Raw genomic sequence first — 26,087 nt, 5'->3', positions numbered from 1 at the left:
CTTATTTGATATTGTCTCATTCAAAAATGAATGGGTGGTGCCGAGATGGATTGGAGCGATCTGCAGGTCTTCCTGGCAGTTGCGCGCGAGGGCACCCTGGGCGCCGCCGGCCGGCGGATCGGGCAGAGCCAGCCGACGGTCGGCCGTCGGTTGCGGGCGCTGGAGCGGAGTGTCGGCCAGACGCTGTTCCAGCGCACGACCACGGGTTTCGTCCTGACCGATGAAGGCGCCATGGTCCTGGCCCACGCCGAGCGGATCGAGGAGGAGACGCTTTCGATCGGGCGCAACCTCGGCGGCGGCGATCAGGGCCTCGACGGCACCCTGCGCATCGCCTGCTCGGACTGGTTCGGCCTGCACATGCTGTCGCCGGTGGTCGCGGAGTTCGCGCAATCGCATCCCCGCGTCATGGTCGAGATGTTGACGGATGCGCGGGTCTACAGCCTGGCACGGCGCGAGGCCGACATTGCCTTCCGGATCGCGTCGTTCGACGAGCCCGACGTGATCGTGCGCCGGCTCACCCACATCCGCTACGGCGTCTATCTCCAGACCGGTCGGCCGCAGCCTCGTCCCGGCGATGGCGAAGGCCACGACCTGATCACGATGGACAGCGGTTTTGGCGGGATGCCCGACGCGGTCTGGCTCTCACGCGTGCTGCCGGGGGCACGCGTCGGCATCCGAAGCAACAGCCGCGACGTTCAGGCGCGCCTGTGCGCGCTCGGCCGCGGCGTCGCCGTGCTGCCACGTCCGCTCGGCGATGCCACCCCCGGCATTTCCCGCATCGACCTCGGCGAAGAGCCGCCGGGACGCGATACGTTCGTCGGCTACCACCGCGATCTCAAGCGGCTGGCGCGGCTGCGCGCCCTGCTCGATCTCGTTGTGGCGCGCTTCGCCCGCGACACAATGTGAGCGCGGGCGCGCCGTCACGTCACCTGATACTTCGCGACCGCGCTCTCGTTCCAGGCGAGGCCGAGACCCGGACCTCGCGCGGTCACCTTGCCGTCGATGACCTGCAGCGGCTCGGCGAGGATGGCGCCGGCAAAGTCCAGCACCTCGAGCCAATGCGCGGTCGGCGTCACCGCCAGCACATGCGCGCTCGCTTCTGGCAGGATGTGGCTCGACATCGGGATCGAGGCCGCATCGGCTTGCCCGGCGACGTTGAGCCAGCCGGTGATGCCGCCGACCTTCATCAAATCGGGCATGATGAAGTCGGAGGCGCCGGCGGCGATCGCCTCGGCAAAGCCACGCGGAAACCACCAGTTCTCGCCGGCCTGGATCGGGATCTCCGAGCGCTCGCGCAACCGGGCATGGCCGGAGAGGTTTTCCTGCGGCACCGGCTCCTCGATCCAGGTCAGGTCGTAGGCAGCAAGGCGCGTGATTCTGCGCGTGGCTTCAGTGGGATCGAGCGACTGGTTGAAGTCGAGCATCAGCGCCATGTCCGGGCCGAGCAGGGCGCGCAGGCCCTTGATCATCGTTTCGTCGGTGGCGAGATCGCCATGACCGCCCTTGGTCTTGATGGCGCGGAAGCCGTGCTCGTCGCGCGCGGTGCGCAAGGTGCGCTCGTCGTCTTTGGCATCGAGCACGCCATAGCTGTCATAGGCCGGAATTGGTCGCGCCGTGCCGCCGAGCAGCTCGACCACGGGCTTGCCCGCGAGCCGACCGAGCGCGTCCCAGAACGCCATGTCGAGGCCCGAGACGGCCATGCCGACGAGACCCTGCCAGCCGAGCAGGCGGAATTTGGCGTCCATGAGTTTCATCAGGTCGAACGGGACCAGGGCTTGGCCTTTGAGCTCGCGGCCGATCTCCTCGACCAGATGCAGCAGCGGTTTCAACGCGAGCCTGGTGTAAGCGAACAGGTAGGAATGGCCGGTAACCCCCTGATCGGTTGCGACGTCGATCAGCACCAGCGGTCCGGAGTCGATGATCCCGAACGCGTTGCGCAGGGGACGCTTCATGGGCGTGATCACGGCACGCGCCGTGACCCCGGTGATGGCGGCAGTGATCATGGGGACTGTTCCCTCAGGTTCGTTTCCTCACCGGATCTCATACCACCGCAGCAGGCGCGGCGCCGCCCAGTTCGTCGCCATGCCTTCGACCAGGAACCGGCCGGACTGCTCGGCAAGGAATGCAATGCGCTGGGCCTGGCCGGCCTCCAGCGCCAGCGTGTCGAGCCAATAGGGCTTCCAGCCATCGTCGAGCCGGTCGAGCAGCCGGAACGGCTGGCCATGAAGGTGGACCACATGGGTGCCGGCGGTCTTGTTTGCCAATGCCAGCACGACCGCTTGGCCGGCCTTGGCCTGGAAGGTGGGGGCGCCGGCGGCGTTGAACGCGGCGGGCGGTTGCCAGCCGGCGCCGTCGAGCGTGAGCTCGGCCCGAGCGGCGGTCCTCAGGTCCAGCTTTTCCGGCAAACCGTTCGAAGGCAAAGGCGGCGCCGGCGGCAACGGGGCGGCACGGAGCGGCGGCTCGCTCGACGCCACCAGCCGGGCGAGGGGACGCGCATTGCTGCCGTCGTGCAGCAGCACGGCCAGCGTTGTCTTGGCGGCGGGCATGTCGAGGAAGACGTCGGTGCGGCCGCCGGGCGGCAGCACCACCGCGCCGTTTCGAGCCAGGAAAGGCTCGGCCGGCTGGCCGTCGATGGCCATCACGCGGACGGCGTCGAGGTCGGCGATTTTGATCGCGATCAGAGCGCGTTGACAGCCATTGATGAACCTCAACCTGACCCGCGCATGGGTTCGCAGCGCGATCTCCGGCTGGATGTGCCCATTGACGGTGTAAAGGGGGGCGGCGTCTCTCGCCTCGGTTCGTGGCGCAACCGCGGTTCCGTCCGCCTCGAGCCTGAAGTCCTCGACCAAGAGAATTTCGTCGTGGTCGACAGTTACCGTCTCGGCTTCGTCGACGATGACAGGCAGTGGCCGGATCGGCACGGCGTCGGCGAGCAGCCGCAGGTCGAGCAGGCCGGTCCCGGCGCGCGACGCCAAGGCTGGAATGGTGGCCCGGCCGCCGGGGCCGATCTCTGGCTGCGCCAGCAGCGGGGCGGGTAAAGTGAGGCCGCGGCTGGACAGCGCGGCCGGGATCGAAAGGCCATTCGAAAGGTCCAGATCGAGCGCCGTGCCGCGTGCGAGCCGGATCACCGGAGCCGGTGCAGCCAACCGCCATAGCGGGCTCGGTGAACGTCCCGGGCTCAGCGCGAGAGATTCGCCGCGAGCGTCCAAGGAAACCGAGATTCGGCCAGCGGCCGGAGCCGGGCGAGCAAACGAGGCCGCGCCGGCTGCGGCGAGGCCGCCGAGCAGGGCACGGCGGCTGAGCCCCTCGGACGGTTCCGTCATGCGACAAAACATCGTGCGATGAGGGGGATGCGGATCATGTTGTTTTCCCTTATCTGTGCGTGCGACACGGTCGATCGGCCTGCCGGTGGTGCTTTCGACAGCCCATTTTTTTGCTGCGGACGGTTTCGTGCGTGGTATAAGCCGCGCCGCCCGCGGCACCGCGGCCGGGCTATCGATGCAGTTCACGCGGGCGTGGCGGAACTGGTAGACGCGCTGGATTTAGGTTCCAGTGACGAAAGTTGTGGGGGTTCGAGTCCCTCCGCCCGCACCAAGCGCTTCTCCGGCGTTTGCCCCAAGTTTTACCGGCGAACCCGTTGTCTCGCAAAGAGAAGCGGGGCCGCCGATCCCACCGGCGCAAAGCCTTTGCCGCGCGTCGTCCACAATTGAGTCAGATGTGTCCGGATCGCAAGGGTTCGGACCGAAGCGGAAGAAGATTGACGCCATGCAGGTCACAGAAACCTTGTCGGAAGGCTTGAAGCACGAGTTCCAGATCAGCGTTCCGGCGGCGGATCTCGACGCCAAGGCGGATGCCAAGCTGGTCGATCTCAAGGACAAGGTCCGCATCAACGGCTTCCGCCCCGGCAAGGTGCCGGTGGCGCATCTGAAGAAGATCTATGGCAAGTCGGTCATGGCCGAGACCATCGACCAGACCATCCGCGACACCAACACGCAGATCTTCACCGAGCGCGGGTTCCGCCTCGCCACCGAGCCGAAGGTGACGATGCCGACGGAGGAGGCCGAGGTCGAGAAGATCCTCGCTGGCCAGTCCGACCTGACCTACACCGTGGCCGTCGAGGTCGTGCCGGCGATTGCGCTAGCCGACTTCAAGACCTTCTCGGTCGAGAAGCCCGTGGCCGACATCACCGACGCCGATGTCGACGAGGCGATCAAGCGCCTGGCCGATGCCAACCGCAGCTACGCCGCGAAGGCGGAGGGCGCGAAGGCCGAGAGCGGCGACCGGGTGAAGATCAACTTCAAGGGCACGATCGATGGCGTCGCCTTCGAGGGCGGCACCGGCGAGGGCATCGATGTCGTGATCGGCTCGAACACCTTCATTCCCGGCTTCGAGGACCAACTGATCGGGATCGGCGTCGGTGAGACCCGTACGCTCAAAGTGACGTTCCCGACCAACTATCTCAACAACGAGCTCGCGGGGAAGGCCGCGGAGTTCGAGACCACGGCGACCGCGGTCGAGGCTCCGGAGGACAAGGTGGTGGACGATGAGTTCGCCAAGACGCTCGGCCTCGAGTCGCTCGACAAGCTGAAGCAGCTGATGCGCGACCGCCTCGCCGGCGAGTTCAGCCAGGCGACCCGCCAACGTGTCAAGCGCGCGCTGCTCGACCGTCTCGACGAGACCCACAAGTTCGATGCGCCGCCGTCGCTGATCGACGAGGAGTTCAACCTGATGTGGAACTCGGTCAAGGCCGAGATGGACTCCAGCGGCAAGACCTTCGCCGACGAGAACACCACCGAGGACAAGGCGAAGGAGGAGTACCGCACCATCGCCGACCGCCGCGTCCGTCTCGGCCTCGTGCTGTCGGAGATCGGCGAGAAGAACAAGATCACCGTGACCGACGACGAGGTCGGCCGCGCCGTGATGGAGCGCGCGCGCTCGATGCCGGGCCGCGAGAAGGAGGTCTGGGACTTCTATCGCAACAACCCGCAGGCGCTCGCGCAGCTGCGCGCGCCGATCTACGAGGACAAGGTCGTCGACTTCATCCTCGAGCTCGCCAACGTGACCGAGAAGAAGGTCTCCAAGGACGAGCTGTTCAAGGACGACGACAGCGACAAGGCGGCCTGAACAGGTCGCCCATCGTAGGGTTCGCGACATAAGCGCGTGATTAAGGTTGACCGGCGAAAGCGCCGGTCGGCCCGGTTCAGGCGCTGGCCGCCGCCGCGGGAATCAGCTTGAACAGCGCAATGACCTTGCTCGCGGCTGGCCAGGGGACCCGGTCTTGTCACCGGCGAATTGGTCCATATCTGTGAGTTCGGTCTTGAAGTTCTGCATCACGGGACACCTGTCCGTCGCTGCTCGTTGAAATGAGCCTCACCTGCGGCGGCCGGTCGTCTCAACTGCTGGTCCAACCCTTGGGTGATTCATGCGCGATCCCGTCGAAACCTATATGAACCTTGTGCCCATGGTGGTCGAACAGACCAACCGCGGTGAGCGCGCCTACGACATCTTCTCGCGCCTCCTGAAGGAGCGCATCATCTTCGTGACCGGTCCGGTGGAGGACGGCATGGCGACCCTGATCGTCGCGCAGCTCCTGTTCCTCGAGGCCGAGAACCCGAAGAAGGAAATCGCGATGTACATCAACTCGCCCGGTGGCGTGGTGACGTCGGGCCTCGCGATCTACGACACGATGCAGTTCATCCGTCCGGCGGTGTCGACGCTGTGCACCGGCCAGGCGGCTTCGATGGGCTCGCTGCTGCTCTGTGCCGGCCACAAGGACATGCGCTTCTCGCTGCCGAACTCGCGCATCATGGTGCATCAGCCGTCCGGCGGGTTCCAGGGCCAGGCGACCGACATCATGCTGCACGCCCAGGAGATCCTGAACCTGAAGAAGCGGCTGAACGAGATCTACGTCAAGCACACCGGCCAGTCTTACAAGGCGATCGAGGACGCCCTGGAGCGCGACAAATTCCTCACGGCGGAAGCGGCCCAGGAGTTCGGCCTGATCGACAAGGTTCTCGACAAGCGGCCGGAGGATCCGGCGGCGATGGGCAAGTGAGCCGTCCGTGATCGAGGCGGGGTCCGATTGACGGGCCTCGGAACGCAACAGCATCGCCTTTGCCGGCTCGGGCCGGCAAAGGTACCAAGGTGGGGTCCCAAAAGGGCCGCAACCCTGCCGTGCGGCCGGCAAATAGGCGTGGCAAACACGCAACGCTTCGCTGATTTCGCGTGTTCTTACCGTGTCAAGCCCCAAAATCACGGTAATGTCACGGTCTAGGGTCTGTGCTCCGATTAGCGAATTCTTGATAGTCGGATGACAGCATGATTGGCTAGAGTGTCCAGTTATGGATCGTGGGGGATTCGCGTAGGTCGTCGGTGCACGACGGGTGAAGAACAAGGTGTTAATTTTGGTACGAAATTTGCTCTTTCACCAGTCTGGTCCGGCCCGTGCCGGATCGGAACGAACGAGCGGACAAGAGCGAACCGCGGACGGAGACAGGAATGAGTAAGGTCGGCACGAGCGACTCGAAGAACACGCTATATTGCTCGTTCTGCGGCAAGAGCCAGCACGAAGTCCGCAAACTGATCGCAGGTCCAACCGTCTTCATCTGCGACGAGTGCGTCGAACTCTGCATGGACATCATCCGCGAGGAGAACAAGTCCTCGCTGGTGAAGTCGCGCGACGGGATTCCGACCCCGAAGGAGATCTGCAAGGTCCTGGACGATTACGTCATCGGCCAGAACCATGCGAAGAAGGTGCTCTCGGTCGCCGTCCACAACCACTACAAGCGGCTGAACCATCAGACCAAGCACTCGGACGTCGAGCTCGCGAAGTCGAACATCCTGCTGATCGGTCCGACCGGCTCGGGCAAGACGTTGCTCGCCCAGACGCTCGCCCGCATCCTGGACGTGCCGTTCACGATGGCGGATGCGACGACCCTGACCGAGGCCGGCTATGTCGGTGAGGACGTCGAGAACATCATCCTGAAGCTCTTGCAGGCGGCCGACTACAATGTCGAGCGCGCGCAGCGTGGCATTGTCTACATCGACGAGATCGACAAGATCAGTCGCAAGTCGGACAATCCGTCGATCACCCGCGACGTGTCGGGCGAGGGCGTCCAGCAGGCGCTGCTCAAGATCATGGAGGGCACGGTTGCGTCGGTTCCGCCGCAGGGCGGCCGCAAGCACCCGCAGCAGGAGTTCCTGCAGGTCGACACCACCAACATCCTCTTCATCTGCGGTGGTGCGTTCTCCGGACTGGAGAAGATCATCTCGGCGCGCGGCCGGTCGACCTCGATCGGCTTCGCCGCCCAGGTTCTGGCGCCGGAAGACCGCCGTACCGGCGAGATCTTCCGTCACGTCGAGCCTGAGGATCTCCTGAAGTACGGCCTGATCCCCGAGTTCGTCGGCCGTCTGCCGGTCGTGGCGACGCTCGAGGATCTCGACGAGAACTCGCTGAAGAAGATCCTGACCGAGCCCAAGAACGCGCTGGTGAAGCAGTATCAGCGGCTGTTCGAGATGGAGAACATCGAGCTCACCTTCGCCGACGAGGCGCTGGGCGCAGTGGCGCGCAAGGCCATCGAACGCAAGACCGGCGCGCGTGGCCTGCGGTCGATCCTCGAGAGCATCCTGCTCGAGACGATGTTCGACCTGCCGGGTCTCGAGGGCGTCGAGGAAGTGGTCATCTCGCGCGAAGTGGTCGAGGGCACGGCCCGTCCGCTCTACATCTACGCCGATCGGTCCGATCGTGCGGTGGAAAGCAGCGCCAGCGCGTGAGGCGCGCTGGCACGAGAGACAGAAGACCTCGATTTGTTAGATCGGCGATCGCTGCGGACATCATGTCCGCGGCATCGCAGCGTTTCAGCGTCCCGCCGCGTAAAGCCATTTTTGGCGGGTGTTTACCGATACTTGACACCCCCCGGGTCGATAGCCACCTAATGTCGCGTGGCGATACAAATCTCAATCCCGGGATTCGCCTCAACAAACGATCCGAAACAAGCGGGCGATATCGACGCGTCAGTGATGTCCGGATCAGATCGCACCTTGTGGCGGTTGCGCACGATGGCGGACTGCGTGCAAGGGGGCTAAACAAAAGGAACAGGCCATGACGACCCCCAAACCCCGGCCGACCATCGTCTACGGCGAGAGCCACGCCTATCCGGTTCTGCCGCTCCGCGACATCGTCGTCTTCCCGCACAACATCGTTCCGCTGTTCGTCGGCCGCGAGAAATCCATCCGCGCCCTCGAAGAGGTGATGAAGAACGACGCGCTGGTGATGCTGGCGACGCAGAAGAACGCGTCCGACGATGATCCAGCTGCGGATGCTATCTACGAGACCGGGACGCTCGCCAGCGTGCTGCAGCTCCTCAAGCTGCCCGACGGCACTGTGAAGGTGCTGGTCGAGGGCCTGGAGCGCGCGCGCGTCGAGAAGTACACCGATCGTGCCGACTACTACGAAGCCACTGCCGTTGCGCTCGAGGATACCGACGCGAAGTCGGTCGAGGCCGAAGCGCTCGGGCGGTCCGTCGTGTCGGACTTCGAAAGCTACGTGAAGCTGAACAAGAAGATCTCCGCCGAAGTCGTCGGCGTCGTTCAGTCGATCACCGATTTCGGCAAGCTGGCCGACACCGTCGCCTCGCATCTCGCCGTCAAGATCGCCGATCGCCAGGGCATCCTGGAGACGCTGTCCGTCACCACGCGCCTGGAGAAGGTGCTGGGCCTGATGGAGAGCGAGATCTCGGTGCTGCAGGTCGAGAAGCGCATCCGCTCGCGCGTCAAGCGCCAGATGGAGAAGACCCAGCGCGAGTACTACCTGAATGAGCAGATGAAGGCCATTCAGAAGGAGCTGGGTGACGAGGACGGCCGCGACGAGCTCGCCGATCTGGAAGAGCGCATCAACAAGACCAAGCTCTCCAAGGAAGCGCGAGAGAAGGCGCAGCACGAGCTGAAGAAGCTGCGCCAGATGTCGCCGATGTCTGCGGAAGCGACCGTCGTGCGCAACTATCTGGATTGGCTGCTGTCGATCCCGTGGAACAAGAAGTCCAAGGTGAAGAAGGATCTGGAGGCCGCGCAGGCGGTTCTGGATGCGGATCACTATGGGCTGGAGAAGGTCAAGGATCGCATCGTCGAGTACCTGGCGGTGCAGTCGCGCGCCAACAAGCTGACCGGCCCGATCCTGTGCCTGGTCGGACCTCCCGGCGTCGGCAAGACCTCGCTCGGCAAGTCGATCGCGAAGGCCACCGGCCGCGAGTTCGTTCGCGTGTCTCTGGGCGGCGTGCGCGACGAGGCGGAGATCCGCGGTCATCGCCGGACCTATATCGGTTCGATGCCCGGCAAGATCATCCAGTCGATGCGCAAGGCCAAGACCTCGAACCCGCTCTTCCTGTTGGACGAGATCGACAAGATGGGCTCGGACTTCCGGGGTGACCCGTCGTCGGCGCTGCTGGAGGTTCTGGACCCCGAGCAGAACACGACGTTCAACGACCACTATCTGGAGGTCGACTACGACCTGTCGAACGTGATGTTCATCACGACCGCGAATACGCTGAATATTCCCGGCCCGCTGATGGACCGCATGGAGATCATCCGCATCGCGGGCTACACCGAGACCGAAAAGCTCGAGATCGCCCGCAAGCATCTGATCCCGTCCGCGCTGTCAAAGCACGGCCTGGATTCGAAGGAGTGGTCGATCGACGATGACGCGCTGCTGCTCGTGATCCGGCGCTACACCCGCGAGGCGGGCGTGCGTAACCTGGAGCGTGAGATTTCCACACTGGCCCGCAAGGCCGTGAAGGAGCTCATGATGTCCAAGAAGAAGTCGGTGAAGGTCACCGAGAAGGCCGTCGAGGAATTCTTGGGTGTGCCGAAGTATCGCTTCGGTGAGATCGAGAGCGACGATCAGGTCGGGATCGTCACGGGTCTGGCATGGACCGATGTCGGCGGTGAGCTGCTCACCATTGAAGGCGTCATGATGCCCGGCAAGGGCAAGATGACGGTGACGGGCAATCTGCGCGACGTCATGAAGGAGTCGATCTCGGCGGCGGCGTCCTACGTCCGCTCGCGGGCGATCGTCTATGGCATCGAGCCGCCGATGTTCGACCGCCGCGACATCCACGTCCACGTTCCGGAGGGGGCGACCCCGAAGGACGGTCCGTCGGCGGGCGTCGCGATGGCAACCGCAATCATCTCGGTCATGACGGGCATTCCGATCCGTCACGACGTGGCGATGACCGGCGAGATCACCTTGCGTGGTCGCGTGCTGCCGATCGGCGGTCTGAAGGAGAAGCTGCTGGCTGCGGCCCGCGGCGGCATCAAGACGGTGCTGATCCCCGAGGACAACGCCAAGGATCTCACGGAGATCTCCGATGCGATCAAGGGCGGCATGGACATCATCCCGGTGTCCCGTCTCGACGACGTCGTCGCCCGTGCCCTGGTCCGCAAGCCGGTGCCGATCGTCTGGGAAGAGGACACCAAGGTGCCGGTGAAGGCCGACGGCGACGAAGCCGCCGGCGGCCTGACCGCCCACTGAGGTCCGAACTGATCCAAGGAAACGGCGCCCGTAAGGGCGCCGTTTTCGTTGGGAGATCGAACCACCGACCCTTCGAGCGTGCGTGGTCTGCCCCCACCGTTCCCGCTGCGGCGGTTTCTCGCTGCCGCCGCGTGGTTCCGGCGTTGATTGAGGATCGGGCAGGGGGTAAAGAAGCGCGACGTGAGGGCGGCTAGCTCAGCTGGTTAGAGCATCTCGTTTACACCGAGAGGGTCGGGAGTTCGAATCTCTCGCCGCCTACCATTAGCATCCGCTGGGACGCACCCTCGCTATGGTGACGCTGCTATTGTCGTGCGCGTCGATTTTCCAAGCTGATGGCGATGCTCTCCAGACGCGCGTTTGTGCGTCGGGTTTCATCGATCTGCTGCTCTCGTAAAGCTGAGCCACCTTGCCATCGAGCCTCGGCGGCTGAGCCAAACCCACGTCCCGATCACGATGATGGCGCCGCCGAGTGCTCAATTCGGACAGGGGTTTAAAATCCTTTGCGACAGCTGGTGCGAAGCGCCCGGACGATTTCGCGTGGCGATGAACCGTTCTTCGGCTAGCTTGGCGCGCGGAGTGAAACATCGCGGGCGAACCGATGACCGACTTCCTGCGCCACTGCACCGGCGGACATGAGCGTGCCATTCCGGCGGGCACCATGCTGCTCGAGGAGGGGCATAGCACCGGGCATCTCTACATCCTGCTCGAGGGGCGGCTGGAGGTGATCAAGGCCGGCGCCACGGTGGCGGTCGTGTCGGAGCCGGGCGCGCTGTTCGGTGAAATGTCGCTGCTGCTTGAGCAGCCTCACACGGCGACCGTGCGCGCCGCCGCGGATTGCCTGATCTACGAAATTCCCGACGCTCGGCGCTTCCTGGCTGAAAATCCCGAGGCGACGCTCGCGATTGCGCGCATGCTGGCGCAGCGCCTGAACGTCGCCAACAGCTATCTCGCCGACCTGAAGCGGCAATATGCCGGCCATGGCACCCATCTTTCGATGGTCGGCGAGGTGCTGCAGAGCATGATCAACCTGCCGCCGCAGCAGGTTTCGCCAGGAACGGATCTGGAATCCGATCCACGACTCTGAGCCAGTCCGGCGCCGCCGTTACGGGTTGCGCCGGGCGTTGCAGCGGGCCGGCGAGATCGATCCATTCGGCTTGCCCGGCCGCCAACCAGAAGGCGCGCCCTTCATCGGTGTCGAGCACCATGTAGGTCGGCGGTCGCCCGGGCTGCCGTCCGGTGTTGAACACCCAAGTCTCACCGACGCGATCGAACCAGGACCCGTCCTTGATGAACGGCGACTGGTGGACGTGGCCGGAGATCACCATCGCCGGGCGGTGCCGCGCGATGAAGCCTTCGAGCTCGGTGTCGCCGAAGAAGCGCTTGCCGCCCCAGCTCACCGGCGAGTTGGCCGGCGGCGCATGATGCACCCAGATCCAGCGGGCTGCGTCGCGCGTCGCGGCGGCATCGAGCTGGCGTCCGATCGCGGCCTTGACCAGCGGACCGTCCCACCATGGGCAAAGCGAGAACAGCGTATCGCCGATCAGGACGTCATCGCCGTCGGCCGCGATGCCGAGCTCGCGGACCGTCCCGATCCAGGCCGCGATCTTCTCGCCATCCGGGCTGCGCTCCTCCAGGTCATGATTGCCCGAGCAGATCATGACCCGCGTCTTGGCCGCCAGGAGCACGAGATATGTCTTCACGACCACGATCTGGGCGCGAATGTCGACGATCGAGGCGAGATCGAGCGCATCGCCGGCGAACACCACCGCATCAAAATGATCGGCAGCCGCCACCAGCCAGTCGAACTGCGGCAGCGAGTAATGAAGATCGGCAACGATGAGAGTGCGCATGTGGCTCCTGACGCGCCTGATCGAAGCAAGAGCGAGACCAGAACCAGCGAGACCAGAGGCTGTCCCGCTATTGCATTGCGCTGCTGCGCTCGCCAGCAGGTCCGCGCGCATCTATCGATCCCTCGCCCGCGGCGGTATGATGGGGCCGTTTTTCAGCCGCGGCTGCCAATTGCGAGTGTCCCATGTCTCGTCGTCCGCGACCGCCCATGACTGTTTCCTTCGTCCGCACCGGCGAGCGCCGCTACGCGGTGCGCGCGATGCTCGGTGATGGACGCACCCTCGAAATGAGCCCGGCTCCTGGCTTCGATCCCTGGATGCCGCATGATCTGCAACACTTCATCGTCGAGAAGCATCTCGGGATTGACGGCGCCGTGTTCGGGCGGCTCGCGGCCGGCGGCACGGCCGGGACTTTTCATTTGGTCCCGCATGCGACCTCGTCCCGCGAGGCCGCGCGGCTGCGTCGCAGGCATGAGACCAGGGACCAGCGCCTGATGCCGGAACGCAGCGAGGACTATGCCCGCTCCGAGCGCGCCACCTATGTGTGCTGGCAGGACTGGCTGCAGCAGGCTGACGATCCGGCGCTGCGGGCGCGCGGGGCCGAGATGGCGCCGTCGGTGCGCAGCCTGCTAAATGGGATGTCAGCGGAGGAGCGCGCGGCCTACACGCCGATGCGGCGCGACGCCATCCGACAGGAGTTCGCGCGGCTGAGCCGATGTTGGAGCGCTCTCGCCGTCGGCGAAAGTCTCTCCGAACCGTGGTCAGAACCGGCCCACTTTCTTCCTCGAGCGCATCGCGGCCTCGTGCCTTGACAGGACAGGCGGCTGCATGCGCCATGCCGGCTCTTGCGATGACCTCAATCAGACAGGGCACATCATGCAATTGCCGGCAGGGGACGAGCGTAACGCCGACCAGATCGCCTATTGGAACGGGCCGGGCGGCCAGCGCTGGTCCGATCGCCAGGAGGCGCAGGACATCCTGCTCGCACCGGTGTCGCAGATCCTGATCGACCGCATCGCGGCCAAGCCGGGTGATCGTGTGCTCGATATCGGCTGCGGTTGTGGCGGCCTGTCGATCGCGCTGGCCGGGCAGGTGGCGCCTGGCGGGCATGTGCTCGGGGTCGACATTTCCGCCCCAATGCTGGAGCGGGCGCGCGCGGTGGCGCCGGCCGGGCTTCCCGCCGAGTTCGTGCTGGCCGACGCGACCGTGCATCCGTTCGCGCCGGCGAGCTTCGATCTGCTGGTGTCGCGGTTCGGCGTGATGTTCTTCGCCGATCCGGTGGCGTCGTTCGCCAACATCCGCCGCGCGCTGAAGCCGGGCGGCCGGGTCGTATTCGCCTGCTGGCGCGAGCCGAAGGCCAATCCCTGGATGATCGCGCCGCTGCAGGCGGTCTATCGCCACGTCCCGAAGCTGCCGGAGATGGCGCCCGACGATCCCGGTCCATTTGCCTTCGCATCGGAAGCGCGGGTGACGCGCATCCTGGGCGAGGCCGGCTTCAGCGACGTCGCGCTGGAGACACATGCGCTGTCGCTCGACGTCGCGATCGGCAAGGGGCTCGATGCGGCCGTACAATCGGCCTTCGAGATCGGCCCCGCCAGCCGCGCGCTGGAGGGGCATCCCCAGGAGACGCGCGATGCGGCGCGGCAGTCGGTCCGCGAGCTGCTGACGCAGTATGTACGCGGCGACAGCGTGACGCTCGCCGGCTCGATCTGGCTGGTGACGGCGCGCGCCTGACGCCGCTCAGGACTGCTCTTCCCAGATCATCGCCAGATGGACGATGGTCTGCACCGCCTTCTCCATGTCCTGGACGCTGACCCATTCGAGACGCGAGTGGAAGGCATGCTCGCCGGCGAAGATGTTGGGGCAGGGCAGGCCCATGAACGACAGCCGCGAACCATCGGTCCCGCCGCGGATCGATGTCCTGACCGGCGTCAGGCCGGCGCGGCGGATCGCCTCCTCGGCATAGGTCACGATCTCCGGATGCAGATCGATGACCTCCTTCATGTTGCGGTATTGCTGCCGAACCTCCATCCGGTAGCTCGAGCGCGGATAGTCCTTCAGGACGTCCCTGACGATGTCCTCGAGCAGCGCTTCCTTCTGCCGCAAGCCCTGCTCGCTGAAATCGCGCACGATGAAATCGAGCCGCGCCTGTTCGAGCGCGCCGGAGATCCCGACCGGATGCAGGAAGCCTTCCTTGCCCTCCGTCGTTTCCGGCGAGCAGCTATCCTTCGGGAGCCGCTCGATGATCGCAGATGCGATCTTGATGGCATGCTCCATCTTGCCCTTGGCAAAGCCGGGATGGGCGCTGACACCGTTGATGAGGATGGTGGCACCGTCGGCGGCAAAGGTCTCGTCCTCGATGTTGCCTGCGGTCTCGCCATCCATCGTGTAGCCGAAATGGGCGCCGAGCTTCTTCAGGTCGACCCGGTCGACGCCGCGGCCGATCTCCTCGTCCGGCGTGAATAGGATCTTGATGGTGCCGTGCTTGATCTGCGGATGGCTGATCAGGAACTGCGCCGCGTCCATGATCTCGGCGATGCCGGCCTTGTTGTCGGCCCCCAGCAGCGTGGTACCGTCCGTGGTGACGATGTCGTTGCCGATCTGGTCCCTCAACGCCGGATGCTCGGCCGCACGGATGATCTGGCTCGGGTCCTTAGGCAGCACGATGTCGCCGCCCTGGTAGTTGCGCACGATCTGCGGCTTCACGTCGGCTCCGGAGCAGTCGGGCGACGTGTCCATGTGCGAGCAGAAGCAGATCACCGGCACGGCCTTGTCGGTGGTGGCCGGGATGGTCGCATAGACGTAGCCGTGGTCGTCCAGATGGGCGTCCGAGAGGCCCATCGCCTGCAGCTCGGCTGCGAGCAACCGGCCGAGATTCTTCTGTTTGAGCGTCGAAGGGCAGGTCGGCGATGTCGGGTCCGACTGGGTGTCGATCACGACATAACGGAGCAGACGCTCGGTGACGGAGTGGGTGTAGCTGCGAAGCGGATCGGACATGTGCACCACAAGGACAGGAGAGGGAACAATATGTTACCGTATGCATCGGTATATTAATATATCAGTTATTGCATGCCAGATACCAGGGTTCATCAGGCTATCAGTGGTTCCCCCGATCAAAGCGCATCCGCCGGCTCCTTTGCTGCGGAATGCGACGTCGCGACCCGCTGTGATCGGTACCGCCCGCCGGCGGCTGAATTGCGCGCTCCTGCGCGCGCATGGGACCTAAAGGATACCCAGTCCGGCGATTCGAAACTCATCTTCCTTTGCGGTCGTCGCCGTTGCGGTCCTGAAGAAAGACGGATCATCGACTTGGCCCATCATCATGCGCGATTTACGGCGGATGCCCGACGTCACCCAGAGAGACCGCGATTGACCGCTCATCAAGGACTTCGCACAGCTATCGGTTCATTGTCCTTGACTTCGAAACATCGCCCCTTTAAGTCGCACTCCTCCGCGGATTTCGCGATCACGCGGGAGTAGCTCAGTTGGTTAGAGCGCCGGCCTGTCACGCCGGAGGTCGCGGGTTCGAGCCCCGTCTCTCGCGCCATGTTTTCAATGGCTTAGCTTTCGATTTGATCCTTTGGCCGCCGCAAGCCGTGCGACCGCGTGATCTCTCCCCGGCCACCACCTGACGCTTCGCCGAACTGCAGGCGCTCCGTCGCTAATCTTTCCGATCGGGCACGAAAAAGGCCACCCAGCGGGTGGCCTGCGACCGCTGTCAGCAGCGGACCGACGGCTCAGCGGACCATCGAGTCGCTGGAACTCGTCACGGTCACAGGCTTGCCGGCCTTCACGACGTGCGATGCCGTCTGGCTGTAATCCACATTGGCGCGGGTCGCGATACCGAAAGCGGTAACCGCGATGCCTGCGATCAGGGCAACGACGACGATCTTCAGGTGAGTCGATCGGTCTGCGGAATGCAGCGAGTGGTTCATGTCAGCCTCCCGGCGTCTCAGAGCGCCACTTTGTTGCCTGGACATGTACCTCCGCTTTGTTTCGATCCGGTTTCCTCGTTTCCTCAAAATGGTTTCATCGGTTGCAGTCGGCGCGCCGGCAATCGGGAGTATGCGGCCGGAGCCTGTGATCGGCACCCATGCCGGCATCGGCGGTGACCGCGGCCGCGCCGGCCGCCGCGGGTGATCTTGATCCGGCGGCCCTTCGTGACCATCTCATGTGATAACGGACGCCTATCGGGTGACGGTCCAGTCGCCTTGCTTGGATCGCGATCGAACGCTGATCCGTCTCCGACCCCGCCCAGCCTGCGCACGGCGGCGTGCGTGCTCGCGATCGCTGATCACCTCAGCATCCCGCGCCGGTCCGTGCGACACCGTAATGCTGCGGGTCTGCAATGCGGCTCCTGCACGCGTCATCCGTGGCGCCGTGGCCCGGTGTGTCCAGGTTTCCGCAATGTGGGGAGGGATGACACCGGCGAGACGGCTTGTCTTGCGCGGCTTGGTGCGCTGCGCTAAGGCTTCGACCAATTCCAATGCAACGAATCTGCGGTTTGCACCGAAACCGCAGAGGAAAGTGGCGCCGATGACCGGCATCCTCCAGAACTATCTCCCCCTTGTCGTGTTCATAGGTGTCGCAGCCATCATCGGGGTGGTTCTGCTGATCGCGCCCTTCCTGGTCGCCTACCAGCAGCCCGATCCCGAGAAGCTCTCCGCGTACGAATGCGGCTTCAATGCGTTCGACGACGCGCGCATGAAGTTCGACGTCCGCTTCTATCTGGTGGCCATCCTTTTCATCATCTTCGACCTCGAAGTCGCCTTCCTGTTCCCCTGGGCAGTGGCATTCGGCAAGCTCGGCGCGGCCGGCTTCTGGTCGATGCTGGTGTTCCTGGCCGTGCTGACGGTCGGGTTTGCCTACGAATGGAAGAAAGGCGCGCTTGAATGGGATTGAGCCCGACCACGTCCTCGACCGGTCCGGTAATCGCACCGGCCCCGAAGGGCATTCTCGATCCCGCGACCGGCAGGCCGATCGGTGCCAACGACCCGTATTTCCTCGAGGTCAGGCACGAACTGTCGGACAAGGGATTCTTCGTTGCCACCGCTGACGATCTCATCACCTGGGCCCGCACCGGCTCCCTGATGTGGATGACGTTCGGCCTGGCCTGCTGCGCCGTCGAGATGATGCAGGTCTCGATGCCGCGCTACGACGTCGAGCGCTTCGGCTTCGCGCCGCGCGCCTCGCCGCGCCAGTCGGACGTGATGATCGTCGCCGGCACCCTGACCAACAAGATGGCGCCGGCGCTGCGCAAGGTCTACGACCAGATGCCGGAGCCGCGTTACGTCATCTCGATGGGGTCGTGCGCCAATGGCGGCGGCTACTATCACTATTCCTATTCGGTGGTCCGCGGCTGCGACCGCATCGTTCCCATTGATATCTATGTGCCCGGCTGTCCGCCGACCGCGGAAGCGCTGCTGTACGGTGTTCTGCTGCTGCAGAAGAAGATCCGGCGCACCGGCACCATCGAACGCTGAAGGTTTTTTCGTTATGGACGACGGCAGGCTCGACGCCCTTGGGCAGACGATCGTGAGCGCGCTTCCGGGCGCGGCGATCGGCCATTCGGTCGCTTTCAATCAGCTCACGGTGAGCGTGGAGCCGGGTCGGATCGTCGAGGTTGTGAAGTATCTGCGTGATGATCCGGCTCTCCGGTTCGTCAACATCACCGACATCACCGCGGTGGACTACCCGGAGCGCGCCAAGCGCTTCGACGTCGTCTACCACTTCCTGTCTCCGACCCTGAACGCACGCATCCGGCTCAAGGCCGAGGCCGACGAGACGACGCAGGTGCCGTCGCTGATCGACGTCTTCCCGGGCGCGGATTGGTTCGAGCGCGAGGCCTACGATCTCTACGGCGTGATCTTCGTCGGTCACCCGGACATGCGCCGCCTGCTGACGGATTACGGCTTCGACGGCCACCCGCTGCGCAAGGATTTCCCCACCACCGGCTTCGTCGAGGTGCGCTACGACGACCAGGAGAAGCGGGTGATCTACGAGCCTGTCAGGCTCAACCAGGAATTCCGCAAGTTCGATTTCCTGTCGCCCTGGGAAGGCGCGGACTATCCGCTGCCCGGCGACGAGAAAGCGACGAAGTGAGTGGGAGCGCGAGCATGAACGAGCAGAGCCCGGCACTCCGCAACTTCACGATCAACTTTGGCCCGCAGCATCCGGCGGCACACGGCGTGCTGCGCCTTGTGCTGGAGCTGGACGGTGAGGTGGTCGAGCGCGTCGATCCGCATATCGGCCTTCTGCATCGCGGCACCGAGAAGCTGATCGAGACCAAGACCTACATGCAGGCGATGCCCTATTTCGATCGGCTCGATTACGTCGCGCCGATGAACCAGGAGCATGCCTTCTGCCTCGCCGCCGAGCGCCTGCTCGGTATCGAGGTGCCGCGCCGCGGCCAGCTGATCCGCGTGCTTTATTCCGAGATCGGCCGGCTGTTGTCGCATCTGCTGAACGTCACCACGCAGGCGATGGACGTCGGAGCGCTGACCCCACCGCTGTGGGGCTTCGAGGAGCGCGAGAAGCTGATGGTGTTCTATGAGCGCGCCTCCGGCTCGCGCATGCACGCCAACTACTTCCGCATCGGTGGCGTCCACCAGGACCTGCCACCGAAGCTGATCGACGACATCGACGCGTTCTGCGACCCGTTCCTGAAGGTGGTCGACGATCTCGACCGGCTCCTTACCGGCAACCGCATCTTCAAGCAGCGCAACGTCGACATCGGCGTCGTGACCCTGAAGCAGGCCTGGGAGTGGGGCTTCTCCGGCGTGATGGTGCGCGGCTCTGGCGCGGCCTGGGACCTGCGCAAGTCGCAGCCCTATGACGTCTATGCCGAGATGGAGTTCGACGTTCCCATCGGCAAGAACGGCGACTGCTACGACCGCTATCTGATCCGCATGGAAGAGATGCGCCAGTCGGTGCGTATCATGAAGCAGTGCATCCAGAAGCTGCGTGCACCGGACGGGAAGGGCCCGGTGATGATCACCGACAACAAGATCGCGCCGCCGCGCCGCGGTGAGATGAAGCGCTCGATGGAAGCGTTGATCCACCACTTCAAGCTCTATACCGAGGGCGTGCACGTCCCCGCGGGTGAGATCTATGCGGCGGTCGAGGCGCCGAAGGGCGAGTTCGGCGTCTATCTGGTGGCCGATGGCACCAACAAGCCCTACAAGTGCAAGATCCGCGCGCCGGGCTTCGCGCATCTGCAGGCGATGGACTTCATCTGCCGCGGCCATCTGCTCGCCGACGTCTCGGCCATTCTCGGCTCGCTCGACATCGTGTTCGGAGAGGTGGACCGCTGATGGGCCATGCGCCGATCCAGTTCGATCGTGCCTCCGGAGCGCTCGAAGGAGCGAACCTCTGGGAGCGCACGGCTGCATTGGCGCTGTCGACCGGCTCGAAGATCTCGTCGCATTTCTCGCATCGCGGTTACAATCGCTGCGCCAACCTGCTGCGCTTGGCGCTGCCCGAGCGGGACATCGCGGTGAAGCTCAACCCGGACGCCGTGTTCGAGTTCCCCTATGGCGACGGCTACTGGAGCAAGCTGCTCAACCGCGCCTATCACTATGAGGACGAGCTCGAGCTGCTGTTCCTCGGCACGGTCGATGTCGACTACACCTTCATCGATGGCGGGGCCAATTACGGCTACTGGTCGGTGCTGGTGTCGAGCACGCCCTACGGCTCGCACAAGGCGATCGCGATCGAGCCGTCCTCGGCGAACTTCGCCAAGCTTGCGAACAATGCGCAGATCAACGGCGGCCGCTTCGAAGTGATGAAGTGCGCCATCGGCGAACGCCGCGGCGTCGCGCATCTCACCGGTACCAAGCACGAGGCCTTCAGTATCGCTGGCGACAGCGCTGGCGGTGAGCAGGTGCCAGTGATGGCGCTCGACGATCTCATCGACGACGGCAACGTCGCCGCTTCCGGCAAGTACCTGATCAAGCTCGACGTCGAGGGCGTCGAGATCGAGGCGATCAAGGGTGGGGCGCGGCTGCTTGCGACCGACAGCATGGTCCTGTGCGAGGAGCACGGCCAGGATCGCAATCATACGGTGTCGCGCTACATCCTCGATGAAACGCCGATGCAACTGATGGTCTACGACCCCGCGAGCGGCCGCTTCGAGATCGTGACCGAGCTGTCGATCCTCGACCGCATCAAGGCGTCCGCTCACGTCGGCTATAACGTGTTCGGAACTGCAAGTGCCTTCTGGCAGAATCGCGTCGCAGCGCTCAATGCAAGTGCCGCGCGCCGCATGCAATGAAAGACTGAAGATCCATGTCCGTCCGCCGTCTTGCCCCGAAGGAAGTCCAGCCCGCGAGCTTTGCGTTCACGGAGGAAAACCTCGCCTTCGCCAAGGCTCAGATCGCGAAATACCCGGAAGGCCGGCAGGCCTCGGCGGTGATCGCGATCCTGTGGCGCGCCCAGGAGCAGAACGAGGGCTGGGTGTCCGAAGCTGCGATCCGCGTCGTCGCCGACATGCTCGGCATGCCCTATATCCGCGTGCTCGAGGTCGCGACTTTCTACACCATGTTCCAGCTGCAGCCGGTCGGCAAGAAGGCCCACGTCCAGGTCTGCGGCACGACGCCATGCCGGCTGCGCGGCGCCGAGGAGCTGATCGAGGTCTGCAAGCACCGTATTCATCACGACCCCTTCCATCTGTCGAAGGATGGCGACTTCAGCTGGGAAGAGGTCGAGTGCCTGGGCGCCTGCGTGAATGCGCCGATGGTGCAGGTCTGGAAGGACACGTATGAGGACCTGACGCCGGAGAGCTTCGGCAAGGTGCTCGACGGCTTCGCGACCGGCAACCTGCCGACGCCTGGTCCGCAGAACGGTCGCCAGTTCTCGGCGCCCGCCGGCGGTCCGACCACGTTGAAGGAAAAGACATGAGCCGCAAGCGCACCCGCGTTGCGGCCCTGAGCCAAGAGGGCGCCGCGATGAAGAACTGGCGCTACGTGGCGCTGCATACACTCGCGGCCGCCGCTTTCATTTTCGTGCTGCAGCGGTTCGCGCTCAACGCGACGCTGGAGTCCAGTCTGCTGTGGGCGCTGGTGTTCGGCGGCTGCGCCGCCTTCATCGCCACCATGCAGTCGAACCGCTGACATCCGAGGAAGCCGTCTGATCATGCTCGACGACAAGGACCGCATCTTCACCAACCTCTATGGCCTGCACGATTGGGGCCTTGAAGGCGCACGCCGGCGCGGCAGCTGGGACGGCACCAAGGCGCTGATCGAGAAGGGCCGCGACTGGATCATCAACGAGATGAAGGCGTCGGGCCTGCGCGGCCGCGGCGGCGCCGGCTTCCCGACCGGCCTGAAATGGTCGTTCATGCCGAAGGAATCGACCGACGGCCGGCCGAGCTATCTCGTGGTCAACGCCGACGAGTCCGAGCCCGGCACCTGCAAGGATCGCGAGATCATGCGGCATGATCCGCATCATCTCGTCGAGGGCTGTCTGCTCGCCAGCTTCGCGATGAATGCGCATGCCTGCTACATCTATGTGCGCGGCGAGTTCATCCGCGAGCGCGAGCGGCTGCAGGCGGCGATCGATCAGGCCTATGAGGCCAACCTGATCGGCAAGAACAACATCCATGGCTGGCCGTTCGATGTCTACGTCGCCCACGGCGCCGGCGCCTATATCTGCGGCGAGGAGACCGCGCTGCTGGAGAGCCTCGAGGGCAAGAAGGGCCAGCCGCGGCTGAAGCCGCCATTCCCGGCCAATGTCGGCCTCTATGGCTGCCCGACCACGGTCAACAACGTCGAGTCGATCGCGGTGGCGCCGACCATCCTGCGCCGCGGTGCGGCGTGGTTTGCCGGCATCGGCCGTCCGAACAATGTCGGCACAAAACTGTTCTGCATCTCCGGTCACGTCGAGCGGCCCTGCAACGTCGAAGAGGCGATGGGCATCCCGTTCCGCGAGCTGATCGAGAAGCATTGCGGCGGCATCCGTGGCGGCTGGGACAATCTGAAGGCGGTGATTCCGGGCGGCTCGTCGGTGCGCATGGTGCCGGCCGATCAGATCATCGACACGCCGATGGATTTCGACAGCCTGTCGAAGCTGCGCTCCGGCCTCGGCACCGCGGCCGTGATCGTGATGGACAAATCGACCGACCTGATCCGGGCGATCGCGCGCATCTCCTATTTCTACAAGCATGAGAGCTGCGGCCAGTGCACGCCGTGCCGCGAGGGCACCGGCTGGATGTGGCGCGTGCTGACCCGCATGGCCGAGGGCCGGGCGCACAAGCGCGAGATCGACATGCTGCTCGAGGTCACCAAGCAGATCGAAGGGCATACGATCTGCGCGCTCGGTGACGCCGCGGCGTGGCCGATCCAGGGCCTGATCACGCATTTCCGTCACGAGATCGAAGCGCGGATCGACCAGTATTCGCACAAGGCCGATGTCGACGACGTCGGCGTGCGCGATCCCGCGCACATGGTGGCGGCGGAGTAGGCGATGGCAGGCCAACCTGCCAGCAAGGTTTTCCTTCGCGCCTGTCGCGCCTTTCCGGTGCGCGACGGCGCGGTGGCTCGTGGTTTGAGAGAGATGTGAGGCAATGACCAAGATCATCATCGATGGCAAAGAGATCGATGTGCCGCCGGAGTACACGCTGCTGCAGGCGTGCGAGGCGGCCGGCGCCGAGATCCCGCGCTTCTGCTATCATGAGCGGCTGTCGATCGCCGGCAACTGCCGGATGTGCCTCGTCGAGGTGAAGGGCGGACCGAAACCGGTCGCGAGCTGCGCCTGGGGCGTGCGCGATTGCCGGCCGGGCCCGAAGGGCGAGCCGCCGGAAATTTCGACCCGGTCGCCGATGGTCAAGAAGGCACGCGAAGGCGTGATGGAATTCCTTCTGATCAACCATCCACTCGACTGCCCGATCTGCGACCAGGGCGGCGAGTGCGACCTGCAAGACCAGGCGATGGGCTATGGTGTCGACACCAGCCGCTTCGCCGAGAACAAGCGTGCGGTCGAGGACAAATATCTCGGCGCGCTGGTCAAGACCTCGATGAACCGCTGCATCCAGTGCACGCGCTGCGTCCGCTTCTCGGCGGAGGTCTGCGGCGTGCCGGAGATGGGCGCGATCGGCCGTGGCGAGGACATGGAGATTACGACCTATCTCGAGCAGGCGCTGAGCTCGGAGCTGCAGGGCAATCTGGTCGATATCTGCCCGGTCGGTGCGCTGACCTCGAAGCCCTACGCCTTCGCCGCACGCCCTTGGGAGCTCGGCAAGACGCAGTCGATCGACGTCATGGATGGGCTCGGCTCGGCGATCCGGGTCGACACCCGCGGCCGCGAGGTGATGCGCATCCTGCCGCGCATCAACGATGCCGTGAACGAGGAGTGGATCTCCGACAAGACCCGTTACGTCGTCGACGGCCTGCGCACGCAGCGGCTCGATCGTCCTTATGTCCGCGAGGATGGCAAGCTGCGCCCGGCCTCCTGGCCCGAGGCGTTCAAGACGATCGCGACCAAGCTGTCGCGCATCGATGGCAAGCGCGTCGGCGCCATCGCCGGCGATCTCGCCGCAGTCGAGGAGATGTACGCGCTCAAGGATCTGCTCGCAAAGCTCGGCTCGACCAACGTCGCGGTGCAGGGCGGTGACAGCTTCGATGCCAAGCTCGGCCGTGCGTCCTACCTGTTCAATCCGACCATCGCCGGCATCGAGCAGGCCGACGCGATCCTGATCGTCGGTGCCAATCCGCGCAAGGAAGCGGCTGTGCTCAACGCCCGCATCCGCAAGCGTTGGCGCTCCGGTCAGCTCAAGGTCGGCGTCGTCGGTCCCAAGGCCGATCTGACCTATGCGTACGAGCACATCGGCGCTGGCACCGACTCCCTGAGCGACGTCGCTGCCGGCAAGCATTCGTTCGCGACCACCTTCCGTAACGCCAAGAACCCCATCGTGCTGGTCGGCGCCGGCGCCGCAGCGCGCCACGACGGTGCGGCGATCCTGTCGCTGGCCGCCAAGATCGCGATGGACGTCAACGCCGTGCGCGACGACTGGAACGGTTTTGCCGTGCTGCACAATACGGCGTCGCGGGTCGGCGCCCTCGACATCGGCTTCAATGGCACCGGCCTCACGGCCGCGCAGATGACGACGTTCGGCACCATGGACGTGATGGTCCTGCTCGGCGCCGACGAGGTCGAGGTGCCCGAGGGCGTGTTCGTCGTCTACATCGGCACCCATGGCGACCGCGGCGCGCATCGCGCCGACGTCATCCTGCCGGGGGCGGCCTATACCGAGAAGTCGGGCCTCTACGTCAACACCGAGGGCCGAGTGCAGATGGCCGGCCGGGCGTCGTTCCCGCCGGGCGAGGCACGCGAGGACTGGGCGATCATCCGCGCGCTGTCCGACGTGCTCGGCAAGAAGCTTGGCTACGACTCGCTGGCCGCTCTGCGCGCTGCGATCATCAAGGCCGTGCCGCATCTCGGCCGCATCGACCAGATCGAGGCGGGCAAGATCGCCGACATCAAGACCCTGGCGGGCAAGGGCGGCAACCTCGAGAAGGCGCCGTTCAAGCCGCTGATCGACGACTTCTATCTCACCAACCCGATCGCGCGCGCATCGGCGGTCATGGCGGAATGCTCCCGCCTGGCTTCCGGGCAGATGCTGACGGCAGCGGAGTGAGCGTGACCTGATGGCTGATTTCTTTGCAAGCTCGTTCTGGACCGGCTTCCTCTGGCCGCTGATCGTCATGGTCGCGCAGAGCGTCCTGCTCCTCGTCGTCCTGCTGGTCGCGATTGCCTACATCCTGCTGGCCGACCGCAAGATCTGGGCGGCGGTGCAGATCCGCCGGGGTCCCAACGTGGTCGGGCCCTGGGGCCTGTTTCAGTCGTTCGCTGACCTGCTGAAGTTCGTGCTCAAGGAGCCGATCATTCCGGCCGGCGCCAACAAGGGCGTGTTCCTGCTGGCGCCGCTGGTCTCCTGCGTGCTGGCGCTGGCGGCCTGGGCGGTGATCCCGACCAATCTCGGCTGGGCGATCGCCGACATCAATGTCGGCATCCTCTTCATCTTCGCGATCTCGTCGCTGTCGATCTACGGCATCATCATGGCCGGCTGGTCGTCGAACTCGAAGTACCCGTTCCTGGCGGCGCTGCGCTCGGCGGCGCAGATGGTGTCCTACGAGGTCTCGATCGGCTTCGTGATCATCACGGTGCTGCTGTGCGCCGGCACCCTGAACCTCTCGGCGGTGGTCGAGGCGCAGCATGCCCGCGGGCTTGCGAGCCTGATCGGCCTGCCGCAGCTGACGATCCTGAACTGGTACGTCTGGCCGCTGTTCCCGATGTTCGTGGTGTTCTACGTCTCGGCGCTGGCCGAGACCAACCGTCCGCCGTTCGATCTGGTGGAGGCGGAATCGGAGCTCGTCGCCGGCTTCATGGTGGAATACGGCTCGACGCCGTACCTGCTGTTCATGCTCGGCGAGTATGTCGCGATCACCACGATGTGTGCGCTGGCGACGATCCTGTTTTTGGGCGGCTGGCTGCCGCCGATCGACCTGCCGCCGTTCAACTGGGTGCCGGGCGTCATCTGGTTCTCGCTCAAGCTGTTCTTCATGTTCTTCCTGATCGCGATGGCGAAAGCGATCGTGCCGCGTTACCGCTACGACCAGTTGATGCGTCTGGGCTGGAAAGTCTTCCTGCCGCTGTCGCTGGCCATGGTGGTGATCGTCGCGGGCGTGCTGCACTTCGCCGGCATCGCGCCGAAATGAGGC

General features: G+C 64.8%; 23 protein-coding genes and 3 tRNA genes. 21 read left to right on the top strand and 5 right to left on the bottom strand.

Annotation, left to right across the window (positions count from 1 at the left end):
- Nucleotides 1-45: 45 nt before the first annotated feature.
- A complete protein-coding gene (locus tag QX124_RS23960) occupies nt 46-906 on the top strand; it encodes a LysR family transcriptional regulator (protein ID WP_315738283.1) in 861 nt (286 codons plus the stop codon).
- Nucleotides 907-920: 14 nt separating this feature from the next.
- On the opposite strand, the gene QX124_RS23955 is transcribed toward QX124_RS23960, so the two are convergent.
- Together QX124_RS23955 and QX124_RS23950 are read right to left on the bottom strand one after the other, a co-directional pair.
- Complete coding sequence (locus QX124_RS23955; protein WP_315798459.1) at nt 921-2,003, bottom strand: enolase C-terminal domain-like protein; 1,083 nt, start codon at nt 2,001-2,003, stop codon at nt 921-923.
- 27 nt (nt 2,004-2,030) lie between these two features.
- A complete protein-coding gene (locus QX124_RS23950; RefSeq protein ID WP_315798458.1) occupies nt 2,031-3,323 on the bottom strand; it encodes a multicopper oxidase family protein in 1,293 nt (430 codons plus the stop codon).
- 186 nt (nt 3,324-3,509) lie between these two features.
- On the opposite strand from QX124_RS23950, the gene QX124_RS23945 reads away from it, so the two are divergent.
- From QX124_RS23945 to QX124_RS23915, 7 genes are all read left to right on the top strand, one after another.
- Nucleotides 3,510-3,594: transfer RNA gene (locus QX124_RS23945), tRNA-Leu, on the top strand.
- Nucleotides 3,595-3,765: 171 nt separating this feature from the next.
- Nucleotides 3,766-5,124, top strand: coding sequence for a trigger factor (gene tig, locus QX124_RS23940; RefSeq protein WP_315759189.1), 1,359 nt, complete (start codon nt 3,766-3,768; stop codon nt 5,122-5,124).
- Between the two features lie 298 nt (nt 5,125-5,422).
- Nucleotides 5,423-6,055: an ATP-dependent Clp protease proteolytic subunit gene (locus QX124_RS23935; RefSeq protein ID WP_315738280.1), complete on the top strand. Its 633-nt coding sequence runs from the start codon at nt 5,423-5,425 to the stop codon at nt 6,053-6,055.
- A 443-nt stretch (nt 6,056-6,498) separates the two neighbouring features.
- Complete coding sequence (gene clpX / locus QX124_RS23930; RefSeq protein WP_012044595.1) at nt 6,499-7,773, top strand: ATP-dependent Clp protease ATP-binding subunit ClpX; 1,275 nt, start codon at nt 6,499-6,501, stop codon at nt 7,771-7,773.
- 328 nt (nt 7,774-8,101) lie between these two features.
- Nucleotides 8,102-10,525, top strand: coding sequence for an endopeptidase La (gene lon / locus QX124_RS23925; protein WP_315738279.1), 2,424 nt, complete (start codon nt 8,102-8,104; stop codon nt 10,523-10,525).
- Nucleotides 10,526-10,709: 184 nt separating this feature from the next.
- A tRNA-Val gene (locus tag QX124_RS23920) sits at nt 10,710-10,786 on the top strand.
- Nucleotides 10,787-11,123: 337 nt separating this feature from the next.
- Complete coding sequence (locus QX124_RS23915; RefSeq protein WP_315780256.1) at nt 11,124-11,609, top strand: cyclic nucleotide-binding domain-containing protein; 486 nt, start codon at nt 11,124-11,126, stop codon at nt 11,607-11,609.
- On the opposite strand, the gene QX124_RS23910 is transcribed toward QX124_RS23915, so the two are convergent.
- A complete protein-coding gene (locus tag QX124_RS23910; protein ID WP_315780254.1) occupies nt 11,548-12,375 on the bottom strand; it encodes a metallophosphoesterase in 828 nt (275 codons plus the stop codon). The genes QX124_RS23915 and QX124_RS23910 overlap by 62 nt on opposite strands.
- A 206-nt stretch (nt 12,376-12,581) precedes the next feature.
- Between QX124_RS23910 and QX124_RS23905 the strand changes: the two genes are divergently transcribed.
- Entirely contained in the window at nt 12,582-13,184 is a 603-nt protein-coding gene (locus QX124_RS23905; protein ID WP_315798457.1) for a hypothetical protein, read from the top strand.
- Between the two features lie 64 nt (nt 13,185-13,248).
- Nucleotides 13,249-14,106, top strand: coding sequence for a class I SAM-dependent methyltransferase (locus QX124_RS23900; protein WP_315798456.1), 858 nt, complete (start codon nt 13,249-13,251; stop codon nt 14,104-14,106).
- Between the two features lie 6 nt (nt 14,107-14,112).
- On the opposite strand, the gene pepT is transcribed toward QX124_RS23900, so the two are convergent.
- On the bottom strand, nt 14,113-15,369 hold the full coding sequence (gene pepT, locus QX124_RS23895; protein WP_315780250.1) for a peptidase T: 1,257 nt from the start codon (nt 15,367-15,369) through the stop codon (nt 14,113-14,115).
- A 473-nt stretch (nt 15,370-15,842) separates the two neighbouring features.
- Here pepT and QX124_RS23890 point away from each other — a divergent pair.
- A tRNA-Asp gene (locus QX124_RS23890) sits at nt 15,843-15,919 on the top strand.
- Nucleotides 15,920-16,109: 190 nt separating this feature from the next.
- Here QX124_RS23890 and QX124_RS23885 read toward each other — a convergent pair.
- Entirely contained in the window at nt 16,110-16,307 is a 198-nt protein-coding gene (locus tag QX124_RS23885; RefSeq protein WP_315738273.1) for a hypothetical protein, read from the bottom strand.
- Between the two features lie 601 nt (nt 16,308-16,908).
- Here QX124_RS23885 and QX124_RS23880 point away from each other — a divergent pair.
- From QX124_RS23880 to nuoH, 10 genes are all read left to right on the top strand, one after another.
- Nucleotides 16,909-17,274, top strand: a complete 366-nt coding sequence (locus tag QX124_RS23880) for an NADH-quinone oxidoreductase subunit A (RefSeq protein ID WP_008964559.1) — start codon at nt 16,909-16,911, stop codon at nt 17,272-17,274.
- Nucleotides 17,271-17,855 (top strand): NuoB/complex I 20 kDa subunit family protein, encoded by a 585-nt coding sequence (locus QX124_RS23875; protein WP_284418856.1) that lies wholly within the window; start codon nt 17,271-17,273, stop codon nt 17,853-17,855. The genes QX124_RS23880 and QX124_RS23875 overlap by 4 nt, the downstream gene beginning before the upstream one ends.
- Before the next feature lie 13 nt (nt 17,856-17,868).
- Nucleotides 17,869-18,474 carry an NADH-quinone oxidoreductase subunit C gene (locus QX124_RS23870; RefSeq protein WP_315756759.1) on the top strand — a complete coding sequence of 202 codons (606 nt, stop codon included), beginning with the start codon at nt 17,869-17,871 and terminating at the stop codon, nt 18,472-18,474.
- Nucleotides 18,475-18,488: 14 nt separating this feature from the next.
- Complete coding sequence (locus QX124_RS23865; RefSeq protein WP_315798455.1) at nt 18,489-19,685, top strand: NADH-quinone oxidoreductase subunit D; 1,197 nt, start codon at nt 18,489-18,491, stop codon at nt 19,683-19,685.
- Entirely contained in the window at nt 19,685-20,644 is a 960-nt protein-coding gene (locus QX124_RS23860; protein ID WP_315798454.1) for an FkbM family methyltransferase, read from the top strand. The genes QX124_RS23865 and QX124_RS23860 overlap by 1 nt, the downstream gene beginning before the upstream one ends.
- A gap of 14 nt (nt 20,645-20,658) precedes the next feature.
- On the top strand, nt 20,659-21,270 hold the full coding sequence (nuoE, locus tag QX124_RS23855) for an NADH-quinone oxidoreductase subunit NuoE (RefSeq protein ID WP_172236403.1): 612 nt from the start codon (nt 20,659-20,661) through the stop codon (nt 21,268-21,270).
- Nucleotides 21,267-21,482 carry a hypothetical protein gene (locus tag QX124_RS23850; RefSeq protein ID WP_315756756.1) on the top strand — a complete coding sequence of 72 codons (216 nt, stop codon included), beginning with the start codon at nt 21,267-21,269 and terminating at the stop codon, nt 21,480-21,482. Before nuoE ends, QX124_RS23850 begins: the two co-directional genes overlap by 4 nt.
- Before the next feature lie 22 nt (nt 21,483-21,504).
- Entirely contained in the window at nt 21,505-22,830 is a 1,326-nt protein-coding gene (nuoF, locus tag QX124_RS23845; protein WP_315738269.1) for an NADH-quinone oxidoreductase subunit NuoF, read from the top strand.
- Between the two features lie 103 nt (nt 22,831-22,933).
- Complete coding sequence (gene nuoG / locus QX124_RS23840; protein WP_315798453.1) at nt 22,934-25,003, top strand: NADH-quinone oxidoreductase subunit NuoG; 2,070 nt, start codon at nt 22,934-22,936, stop codon at nt 25,001-25,003.
- Nucleotides 25,004-25,013: 10 nt separating this feature from the next.
- Nucleotides 25,014-26,084 carry an NADH-quinone oxidoreductase subunit NuoH gene (nuoH, locus tag QX124_RS23835; protein WP_315738267.1) on the top strand — a complete coding sequence of 357 codons (1,071 nt, stop codon included), beginning with the start codon at nt 25,014-25,016 and terminating at the stop codon, nt 26,082-26,084.
- Nucleotides 26,085-26,087 lie beyond the last annotated feature (3 nt).

The sequence above is a fragment of the Bradyrhizobium sp. SZCCHNRI3043 genome (genome assembly GCF_032377735.1).
GTDB lineage: Bacteria > Pseudomonadota > Alphaproteobacteria > Rhizobiales > Xanthobacteraceae > Bradyrhizobium.
This window is presented reverse-complemented; position numbering and strand designations above follow the sequence as displayed.